Origin of the sequence: Photobacterium satsumensis (assembly GCF_050336935.1) — a bacterium.
GTDB lineage: Bacteria > Pseudomonadota > Gammaproteobacteria > Enterobacterales > Vibrionaceae > Photobacterium > Photobacterium satsumensis.
In genome coordinates this window covers 184,150-194,461 of the sequence record NZ_JAKJSK010000012.1, presented here as the reverse complement: position 1 = coordinate 194,461, position 10,312 = coordinate 184,150, and the positions used below count along the sequence as shown (strand labels likewise).

Here is a 10,312-nt window from a genome sequence, read left to right as displayed (position 1 = left end):
TCCCTGAACCTATAAGGTTCCTAAAGGGTTGTTGAAGACTACGACGTAGATAGGCAGGGTGTGTAAGCGCTGTGAGGCGTTGAGCTAACCTGTACTAATTGCCCGTGAGGCTTAACCATACAACACCCAAGGGGTTTTTACGGACTCCATGAGCACTTGAATGMGTGTTGAGAACAACTAGTTAGATTTTCCCAGATTGCTATTTACTGCCYGAGGGGCGGTGAATAAACAGAATTTGCTTGGCGACCATAGCATTATGGACCCACCTGATCCCATGCCGAACTCAGTAGTGAAACGTAATAGCGCCGATGGTAGTGTGGGGTCTCCCCATGTGAGAGTAGGACATCGCCAGGCTCCCAATTTAGGTATGCGTATTGAACGACGTGTATCGGATAGACATGAACATGTTTATCACCGTGTGGAGCGGTAGTTCAGTTGGTTAGAATACCGGCCTGTCACGCCGGGGGTCGCGGGTTCGAGTCCCGTCCGCTCCGCCACTTATTAAGAAGCCTCGCTAGAAATAGCGGGGCTTTTTTGCATTCTGTGCGCCCTAAAAGTGCTGCGCACTTTAGTCGCGGCACTGGCCGTGCGCGTTGAGTCCCATCAGCTCCGCCACTTCTTCGAAAGCCTCAGCAGAAATGCTGGGGCTTTTTTGCATTTCCGGCAATTGGTCGAAATAAAGAAAAAGGGTAGCGAAGCTACCCTTGCCGCGAAGGCTATAAGCCTGCGAAATGTAACAGCTATGCGCATGTTACTTTAGGACTCAACGTGTATCCCCAGCGCTATCCAAGGCAGTGGTATGGCTAGCGCCGAGAAAGGGGGGAACTTATAAGTTCAAGAATGCTTTTAATTGACGGACTACTTTTTCCGCCTGCTCGCGGTTCTCCATTTCGGCAAATAGCCTCAACAGAGGCTCGGTGCCAGAGAAGCGGGCCAATGCCCAGCCGCCATTTTTGAAGTAGACTTTGGCACCGTCAGCATAGCTGACACGTTCAATCTCCCATTCAAAATCAGGCAGCTCTTTGTTGACGTATATCCTGTCGTAGAGACGCTGGCGGTCGGCAGGGCGGAAAGTGCAGTCACCTTCCGCGGTATACGCAAAACCGTATTTGCCGTAGATTTCATCGAGCATTTCCGACAGTTTTTTGCCAGTAACGCTGATCATTTCAACCAGCAAGCTGGACGCAAACACACCATCCTTACCTTTAATATGGCCACGTATTGTCAGGCCGCCCGAGCTTTCCCCGCCGATCAATGAATCATCGGCTTCCATCTGCGAGCTGATATGTTTGAAGCCGACAGGAACTTCGAAGCTTTTCTCGCCATGATCGGCCGCGACTTTGTCGAGCAGGTGAGTTGTGGCAATATTACGAACCACGGAGCCTGTCCATCCCTTGTATTCAAGCAGGTAATAATAGAGCAGCAAAAGGACTTCGTTAGGGTGGATGAAATTACCCTTTTCATCGATGATCCCAAGTCGATCGGCATCACCGTCGGTGCCGATACCAATGTCGTAGCCTTCATGGGCGACGAGGTGTTTCAAGCGGTACAGGGTGGCTGCGTTCGGTGAGGGCATCAAGCCGCCAAATGCTGGGTTTTGGCCGTCATTGATCACGTCGACATCGCAGCGACCGGTAATTAACACGGTTTGCAGGGCGTTTTTCGCCACACCGAACATCGGATCGATCAGGACGCGCAGGTTGGCTTTTTTGATCGCGTCAATATCAATGAAATCGATAATGGAGTCGACAAAGTCGTTCATCGGGTTGATCAAGGTGATCAGCTGATCGTCAAGTGCTTGCTCGAAGTCGACAGAGTGGACATCGGCTGTCGTCAGCTTGGCCACCTGCTGTTCAATTTTGGCAGTGATAACCTCATCTGCATCACGTCCCCCTTCGATAAAGACCTTGATACCGTTGTAGTCAGCCGGGTTATGCGAGGCGGTAATACAGGCGGAATACGTTGCCCCGGTTTTCATCGCTTGAAACATGACGATCGGAGTCGGAACAAACTTATTGATAAAGCTGACTTTTATTCCGTTAGCCGCAAGGACTTCAGCAAACCAGGCTGCGGCCTTGTCTGACAGAAAGCGCCTGTCATAGCCAATGACAAAACCGTTATCCGTCACTTGCTCTGCGATCATAATGTTAGCCAGCCCTTGGGCTGCCAAGCGTACATTGTCTTTGGTGAACTCTTCCCCTATCAGGGCGCGCCACCCACCGGTTCCAAACTGGATCATGATGGAACTCCTATTCTCTCGTAGATAGACGGGGCGCAAACTACGCCCCAAACTCATTAGCCCATGATCACAGTGACAGTGTTGATGCTGCCTGCTGGTTGAACTGGGATTGTCCCTACAATGGCTTCACCATTGAGGCTGATTGACTGAACGCCTTTGCTCACGCCATTCGGGTTTTCGACGTTGATCTGGTAGGTTGCTCCACGCCATTCCCGCGTGACTTCAAAGCCAGGCCAGTTAGTTGGAATACAAGGATTGACCGTCAGTCCGGCAAAGCCTGCTTGTACACCCAGAATGAAGTTGGTCACCGCAAAGTAAGCCCAGCCAGATGTCCCTGTCAGCCACGGGTGGTTGGCGCGGCCATGATCTTGGTGGTCACGCCCCATGATGAACTGTACGTAGGAGTAGGGTTCGGCAATACGCTTTTCGATGATGTCATTTTGGTTGTATGGGTTCAGGGCATCGTAGAATTTCATCGCCTGATCACCACGGCCCAGCTTGGCTTCCGCAACCCAAGCCCAAGGATTAGGGTGAGAGAAAATAGCGCCGTTCTCTTTTACGCCCTGATAAACACGGGTAACAAAGCCAATGTCATCATTCGGGGTTGCAAAAGAAGGGGCATTGAGGTGAAGGCCGTACTCAGAGAACAGGTTCTCGTCCACGGCATCCATCGCTTGCTCACCGCGCTCTTGGGATGCCAAACCAGACAGTACCGCGAGGGTATTGGACTCTAGGTGGATACGCCCTTCTGTTTGCTGGGCCGTACCGATCTTTTCGCCACTTTTGGTCAGGCCACGGATGTACCAGCCACCCTCGTCATCCCACAAGTGCTGCTCACACGCTTCTCGGACATTGGCTGCCATTTCGGTATATGTCTCAACATCTTTGCTTTTGCCAAGATATTTTGCCAATTCGATGAATTCTTCTAGCGCCCAGAAGTGAAGGAAGGAGACCATTGCTGACTCGCCGCCGCCGAGGTTCAAACAGTCGTTCCAGTCAGCGCGTAGCCCCTTACAGATGCCCGTTTGGCCAACGTATTCTGCTGAGAAGTTGAGAGCTGCTTTCAGGTGTTCATAAACGGTTGCATCACCGCTATCGGCATAGGGGATCACTTCATCAAAGAAGCTTTCTTCACCTGTCTCCATTACGTATTTACAAATGGTTGGGATCAACCATAGGTGATCGTCAGAACAGGTGTCTTCGATACCATGGATCTTGTCTTCGTCACTCGGGGTTGGGACAACCGTCGGGGACTTGGATGGTTGGACATTGGCTTTTTCCGGATCGAACCAGTCTGGATCAAATAGGTGCAAGCCATAACCGGCTTTTACTTGGCCGCGTAGCAGGTCAACGAGGCGCTTACGGGTCATAGCCGCGTTAGAATGTGGAACCGAAATGGCGTCCTGTGCGGTGTCGCGGTATCCCAAACCGGTACGGCCACCGACTTCAATGAACGAGGCAAAGCGTGACCAGACCACACAGGTTTCTGCTTGGTATAGCGTCCAAGCGTTGATCATGGTGTCTAGGCCTTCATTCGGCGACTTAACCTGGAACTTGGCGCAGCGTTCATCCCAGTGGGCTTTGATCCCCGCGAATGCGGCATCGACCTCTTCAATGTTTTGATATTTTTCCCTCAGGCGCTCGCCGTTACCCTTACCGATACCCAGGATGTAAGCAAAGCGTACCTCTTCACCAGGCTGAATGGTGAATTGTTTGTGTAAGGATCCACAGTGGTTGTAACACGTTTGCGCGGTGTTTGAGCACTGCCCTTTTTCAACGGCAATAGGGTTGGCTTCATCACGGTAGAGACCAAGGAAACTGTCGCGTTGACCATCGTAACTGTCAGGTGAGAAAGTCGATGCGAGGTAATAGAAGCCCTCGAACTCATTGGTATTGTAGTAAAGGTCGTATTCGATCACGCCATCCTTGTATTCCGTCCCCGCTGAGTAGAGCGACATCTGGTGGTTCTGGTTGTCAGATTGAATATGGCTGAACGAGAATTCGACAAACGAAAAGGCACTGATAGTCCGTGGTTTATCAGACGTATTCTTGATCACGACATCCCATACCTCGGCATCTTCACCTTTAGGTACAAACAGGGTCTTGGTTGCGGTGATACCGCTATATTCACATTTGAATTTTGAATATGACAGGCCATGGCGAACTTCGTAGTTGGCTTCATCGAGGCTTTTTGCCACTGGTTGCCAGGAGATGGACCAGTAGTCACCGGTCTCATCATCGCGCAGGTAGACGTAGTGGCCCGGGCGGTCGAAGGTAGCATTCGGGCGGAACTTGGTCACCCGGTTGTACTCTGGCGAGTTATAGAAAGAATAGCCGCCTGCGTTATGTGAGATAACGGTGCAGAACTTTTCGGTTCCCAAGTAGTTGGTCCAAGGTGCAGGCACATCGGGACGAGTGATCACATACTCTCTATTGTCGTTATCAAAAAAGCCGTATTTCATGGTGGTTTAATCCTTTTATTGTAATCGTTGTCCTGCGCCTTACTCGCAGCGACGGTAATTGATGCCTACTTTGTCCAAATAAGCGAACTGGCCGTTGAGGCGGGCCGTAAAATCTGTCCAGCTGCGATTTTCAGGGGCTGTCCAAGCGACCTCTGCAATAGCGAGCAAGCGTGGGTAGAGCATGTATTCGAGTCGGCTTTGGCTATTGATTAGCTCACACCACAAGGCGCACTGGATCCCCCTGACGTGCAGATGAGTAGGGTCGTCGGCCGGTAGATCGGCCAGAGGGTGGTACTGGTAGACTTGCTCCAGAGGAAGCTTACCTGCCCAATCGACACCCGCTTCATCGGCAGAGTCACCTTGCGCTAAGTCGAGGTAGGTTGCCTGAGCCGGCTGCATAACTACGTCATAGCCAGCTTGAGCACATTTCTGTCCGGCTTCTTCGCTCAGCCAGGAAAAAATGATGGTGTCTTTACTGACTTTGTCACCCTGGGTTGCTTCTTCCCAGCCCATCATCCGCTTGCCCTTGTTGCTAAGGTGCTTTTCGGCAAAACGTAATAAATGGCCCTGAAGCTCCTTGGGATCCTCATAACCATGCTTTTCCATCAGGGCACGGCAAGCGGGGCTATCTGTCCATACGCCCGAGGGGACTTCATCAGCCCCGATATGGAGGTATGGGGCCGGGAACAGCTCACAGATTTCATCAAGGACCTGAGCAAGGAAGGTGTAGGTGCCTTCCAGTGCTGGCGACAGGACATTGTCGTTGTAGCCTTGGATGCTGCGGTAAACCGATTTGTCACCGGGATCGGCCAACAGGGCCGGCAAGGATTTGATCGCTGCCCGGCTGTGTCCCGGTATATCTATTTCAGGGATCACCATGATGCCGCGGTCGGCAGCGTAACGGATAACCTCACGGGCATCTTGTTTGCTGTAGTAGCCGCCATAGCGCTGGCCAATGGTGGTAAATTGTGGCTGGATAGGCTCGTTGGGCCCCCGCCAGGCCCCCGTCTGGGTCAATTCAGGGTAGGCATCTATCTCAATCCGCCAGCCCTCATCATCCGTCAGGTGCCAGTGGAAGACGTTGAATTTGAAACGCGCCAGCTGATCAAGCAGAAACTTGATCCGCTCGACCGGGTGGAAGTGGCGAGCACAGTCAAGCATCATGCCACGGTGGGCAAAGTGCGGGGCATCACAGATCTCCACCATCGGGATACGATAGACGGTGCCTGCCTGATGACAGGGTTGTGACGACAGTAATTGCAGCAAGGATGCGGTGGCATGGCTGAAGCCGGTTTCGCTACTGGCCATTAGCCAAATATCGTCTTGTTCCACCAACAGCTGGTAGGCGTCGTCTGCAAGTTGTTCGTGGTATTGGTAGTGGATATTTCCTGTGTCGCGTACTGCCAGCTTTTCGTGGAGTAGGCTTTCTAGCTCGGCCCTTAGCCAACGGCAGCTTCCCTCCGCGTAAGGCGTATTAACCTCAATTGTAGTGTGCGGGGTCAGGGCAAAGTGTCCCCCTAGCGGCTTAAGGTGCTGCGGGGCTGGGATAATATTGATGTCCGCTGCGGCTTCAAGTGCCGTGTTATGACGCTTAAGTTGAGGCTGTTGTAAGCCAAAAGCGGTGATCTCCACCGGCAGTGGATTAATCAGTGAACCTGGGATCTCGCTGCTGATAAAGGCATCGATGATCCCATCGTCCAATAGGCTGAACGGTTTGGTTCCGACTGTAAACTCGGTATAGAAGTGGCCATTGGGTTTCAGGGCTTCAGTGCGGCCGGAGGTTAGAATCTTGTAGCTACCGATTTGTTCCAGCTCGCCATGAGTCAAACTGGATGAATGAATCCAGCGGCCAAACGTGAAGTGCAGTGACCACAGGGCCAGCGGTTTATCCGATAAATTGTGCAACGTCAGGGCTAAGCGCGACTGATCTTGCTGTTGTTCGATGACGACAAAATCTAGACGAAAACTCATAGCCACCTCATAAAGGGTAAAGGTTGTGGTTAGCACGGGCCATTGCCAGCGCACCATCCATAGCATCGCCCTGTGGGGTGGCGATACGCTGCTGTAAAGGCGGGATTAACCAGGGTTTGATCCGCTCGGCAATGCTACCCATCAGGCAGATTTGCTCGGCCCCACGGGCTATGAGGGCTTTCATCCACATTTCAATATCGGCTGCAGTTTGATTGAGTAGCTCGATACCAAGTGCATCTCCTTGGTAGGCGTGGGAAAAAATAGCAGGTGAAAATTGCCCGTAATCGCAAGGGCGCGCGGTTTTTGACCAGCTGACGATTGCATCGATATCTTGATTGAAATGGTCAATCACATGCTCAGCCAGCGGTGTCATTGGACGGAGCCCATCATGTGCCAGCAGAGCCTGCTGGATGAGGCGAAGCCCCATCACGGCCCCGCCGCCTTGATCGGAAATGGGAAACTCACGACCACCGACCACATGTTGGTTATTGTCTTTGATCAAGATCCCACATGATCCCGTGCCGGCGATTAGAATGGCACCGTCTTGTCCCCCCCAGGCACCAAGGCAGGCCCCGTAGGCATCGGTATTGAGGGTTACGGCCGCAAACGGATGCGGTTGGGCCATGAATTCATACCAAGCCGACTGCTGTTCGGCGCCGGCCAGTGCCAGGCCGACAGACATAGATGCGTAGCTGTCTTTACCCAGTCCGGCCGCAGCTGCAGCGGTGGCAATAGCATCGACGATGGAGGCCATGGCGAGATTGGCACCTAACATGATATTGGCGCTGCCGGTTTTGGCTTCGCCCACTACATGGCCGTTGCTGTCTGTGATCCGGGCGCGGCAAGAAGTACCGCCGCCGTCGACCCCGACGAAATAGCGAATTGGATCAGTCATTATGTCGTTCCTTATACTGCAACGTTACGGCCAACAAATACCAAGCTGCATGGGGGATCCACTGCTCTCCCCAGCGCCAGTTTTGCAAGAAGTCCTGATGTTGGGGGGCCGGGTTAAAGGCGATGTCATGTTCGTTGTCGAATCCCGACGTGATGCCGTTGCAGATCCCACCGCGGGCATTGAAGAAGCCCAGCTCCGGCAGGTAGTCCGGGTTGTTGCGGCCATGGCCATCAAGCATCGATATATCAAAAGGGTTTAAGCCCAGCAGCCAGTCCAGCATCCGCTGGCCATAGGCCTTCAATTGCGGGCGTAACGGCTGGCAGGCTGGAAAGGCTGCTGCGAGAAATGCCATGCTGGCAAGGGAAGCCAAACGGGCATTTTCCCCCTGCCACCAGTAGCCCGTCTCGTTATGGTGAGGGATGAAAAATGCCGTTGCTTTCTTGCCGTCTAGCGGCTTGGTGTATTGTCGTGGGTAGCCAAAGGGGTTGGCGACTTCATGGGTAATATCTAACTCGAAGGCCACCGCATTGGCGATGACAGAGCTCAATGCTTGTTGGCGCTCGGCCTCTGGCTCAATCGCGATGTAATGGAGTAGGCTGATCACCGGTAATCCGGCTTCAGCCGCATGAAAGTAGGGGCGAGATCCATCACTGTTGGCGGACCAATAATGATTCTGTTGTGAGTCGCTGTGTTGACGTAGGGCTAGTTTGCTGGCCCATTGGCGAGCTTGTTCAAGGAAGTCGCCATTGTCGGTGGCACGGAATAACTCTACAGCTGCCAGCAATGCACAATACTCATCGATGATATTTTCACAGCCGTCATCGAGGTACTGCTGGTTGTATTCGGCCAGGTGCCAATAGCCTTGCTCGGCTGCCGTGAGGTAATGGTCGCTATTTACCGCCGGATAACCGATTTGCGATGCGGTCGGGCTTTGCAGGATCCGACTGGCAGCAGCTAGGGCCGCGATGGCAATGCCCGCTCCTTGGCGGAAGCCGGCCTGGTAGTCATCCGTTTTGTCACCACTTTGGTGGGCATAGCTGCAAATCTCACGCTGGTCGGTTTTCTTGCTCCATTTGTCGAATACCGTGGTATAGAAGAAGCCTTGCTCAGACTGCATATTCAGCAGGAAATCGGCGCCATGTAGCGCTTCTTCCAGCAGGCGGCAGCGGCTAAAAGCAGCAAAGGCCGGCTCCTCGGACAAGGTATCGAAGGCGGTTAGCATATTCCAAACCACCATAGGGATTTGCTGGGGGTTGAAATAGTTACTGAAAGAGAGGTGGCTGAGGTATTTGCTAACATCGCCTGAAGCGTCATACCAGCCACCCCGGACATCGACTCGGGTGTCCGTGCCCAGTAGCGGGATTGCTTGGTCAGCAAGATCAAACTTACCGCCACAGCGCTGGGATTTAAAATAGTGCAGGACATCGCTGAAGGTGCGAGTCATCAATAGCCCCTCGGCGATAGCAAATGGCTCTGACAAGGTTTCACCGACACGCAACTGGTATTCCCCGCACTCGGTGAGTGCGGAGAAGTCGATTGTGTAGGTGAGCCCTGTATGCCACTGATCAACCGGACCACAGGCCTCAAGAGGCAGCTGCATTATAGGCTGGTGGCTGCGACGACATAGCAGCTCGGCATGCATGACATCAATCTCCGATGCCGATTGGATAACCGCCTGCTTGTGGCCATATTGCTCGTAGCCTAAATGGTTTATTAACAGCTGCATGTTTCCTCCATCAATTCTCGTACAGGTAACAACGTACGAAATGGTTGTCGGAAAGCTGGGTGATCCCCGGAAGCTGTTCGCGGCACTTGTCTGTTGCATGGGTGCAGCGACCGGCGAATGGGCAGCCAAGGCTCTCTGGTGTCCAGAGAGGGATCTCCCCTTTGTTACCTTTAAGCTTTTCGTGGATCGATTTCTTCGGATCCGGTACAGCGGATACCAACAGCTGGGTATAGGGATGCTGCGGGTCGTGGATGATTTCTTCCGTATCACCCCACTCGACCATATGGCCGACATACATGACGGCCAGATCTTCGGCAATATAGCGGGCGGTTGCGATATCGTGGGTGATATACAGCAGAGCCATCTCACGCTCGAACTTCATTTCTTCCATCAGGTTGAGGACACCGGCACGGATCGAGACATCCAGCATGGATGTCGGCTCGTCAGCCAGTACAACTTCGGCACCGACTGCGATATTCCTGGCTAAGTTAACGCGCTGGCGCTGGCCACCGGACAGCTGGTGCGGGTATTTTGCCGCCGTTTCTTTTGGTGGGATCAGACCTACCTGCTCGAGCAGATCGTAGACCCTTTCCTCCAGCTCCTTCTTGTTGCCTTTCGAGACCTTATTGTGGATCAGCAGAGGGCGGGCAACGTGGTGGAAAATAGTATGTGTTGGATTCAGCGAGCCGAACGGATCCTGCCATACCATCTGGATCCCTTGGCGGTACTGCATGAGATCGGCTTTTTTTTCTATGGTGGCAATATCGCGACCGTAGTATTCGATTTTCCCGTCAGTCGGGGCATACATCTTGGCAATCATTTTGGCCGTGGTTGACTTACCCGAGCCAGATTCTCCGACGACGGCCAATCCGCGGCTTTTGTACATTTTGAATGATACGTCGTTGATGGCACGCATCATGGATTTTTTCAGTGAGTTGCTGTTAACCGAGAAGTCCTTGATCAGGTTCTTCCCTTCAATAATTGGTTGTCCGGTTGGCTTGCTCATAATGCTTCCTATT

At 52.8% G+C, this 10,312-nt stretch carries 6 protein-coding genes, 1 tRNA gene and 2 rRNA genes; 3 read left to right on the top strand and 6 right to left on the bottom strand.

Annotated elements, in window-relative coordinates; genetic code table 11:
* The 3 genes from L4D79_RS23100 to L4D79_RS23090 form a co-directional block, all read left to right on the top strand.
* Positions 1 to 119: ribosomal RNA gene (locus L4D79_RS23100) — 23S ribosomal RNA — on the top strand; the annotation flags it as partial.
* Between the two features lie 119 nt (positions 120 to 238).
* Positions 239 to 354 (top strand): 5S ribosomal RNA (gene rrf, locus L4D79_RS23095).
* A gap of 66 nt (positions 355 to 420) precedes the next feature.
* Positions 421 to 497 (top strand) — tRNA-Asp (locus tag L4D79_RS23090).
* Between the two features lie 329 nt (positions 498 to 826).
* On the opposite strand, the gene L4D79_RS23085 is transcribed toward L4D79_RS23090, so the two are convergent.
* Genes L4D79_RS23085 through L4D79_RS23060 form a run of 6 tightly spaced genes read right to left on the bottom strand, consistent with a single transcriptional unit; the run spans position 827 to position 10,299 of the window.
* Complete coding sequence (locus L4D79_RS23085; RefSeq protein ID WP_428654838.1) at positions 827 to 2,239, bottom strand: phosphoglucomutase/phosphomannomutase family protein; 1,413 nt, start codon at positions 2,237 to 2,239, stop codon at positions 827 to 829.
* A 56-nt stretch (positions 2,240 to 2,295) separates the two neighbouring features.
* A complete protein-coding gene (locus tag L4D79_RS23080) occupies positions 2,296 to 4,701 on the bottom strand; it encodes a glycoside hydrolase family 94 protein (protein ID WP_428654836.1) in 2,406 nt (801 codons plus the stop codon).
* Between the two features lie 39 nt (positions 4,702 to 4,740).
* The gene (locus L4D79_RS23075) at positions 4,741 to 6,672 is read right to left on the bottom strand and encodes a beta-N-acetylhexosaminidase (protein ID WP_428654833.1); all 1,932 of its coding nucleotides are present in this window, start codon (positions 6,670 to 6,672) and stop codon (positions 4,741 to 4,743) included.
* Positions 6,673 to 6,679: 7 nt separating this feature from the next.
* Entirely contained in the window at positions 6,680 to 7,555 is an 876-nt protein-coding gene (locus L4D79_RS23070; protein ID WP_428654847.1) for a glucosamine kinase nucleotide-binding domain-containing protein, read from the bottom strand.
* A gap of 4 nt (positions 7,556 to 7,559) precedes the next feature.
* Positions 7,560 to 9,293: a glycoside hydrolase family 9 protein gene (locus L4D79_RS23065; RefSeq protein WP_428654831.1), complete on the bottom strand. Its 1,734-nt coding sequence runs from the start codon at positions 9,291 to 9,293 to the stop codon at positions 7,560 to 7,562.
* 10 nt (positions 9,294 to 9,303) lie between these two features.
* Entirely contained in the window at positions 9,304 to 10,299 is a 996-nt protein-coding gene (locus tag L4D79_RS23060) for an ABC transporter ATP-binding protein (protein ID WP_428654828.1), read from the bottom strand.
* Between the last annotated feature and the right edge of the window lie 13 nt (positions 10,300 to 10,312).

Coding starts and splice junctions, on each gene's coding strand:
- L4D79_RS23060 (WP_428654828.1), bottom strand. CDS start 10,299: ATGAGCAAGCCAACCGGACAACCAATTATTGAAGGGAAGAACCTGATC.
- L4D79_RS23065 (WP_428654831.1), bottom strand. CDS start 9,293: ATGCAGCTGTTAATAAACCATTTAGGCTACGAGCAATATGGCCACAAG.
- L4D79_RS23080 (WP_428654836.1), bottom strand. CDS start 4,701: ATGAAATACGGCTTTTTTGATAACGACAATAGAGAGTATGTGATCACT.
- L4D79_RS23085 (WP_428654838.1), bottom strand. CDS start 2,239: ATGATCCAGTTTGGAACCGGTGGGTGGCGCGCCCTGATAGGGGAAGAG.
- L4D79_RS23075 (WP_428654833.1), bottom strand. CDS start 6,672: ATGAGTTTTCGTCTAGATTTTGTCGTCATCGAACAACAGCAAGATCAG.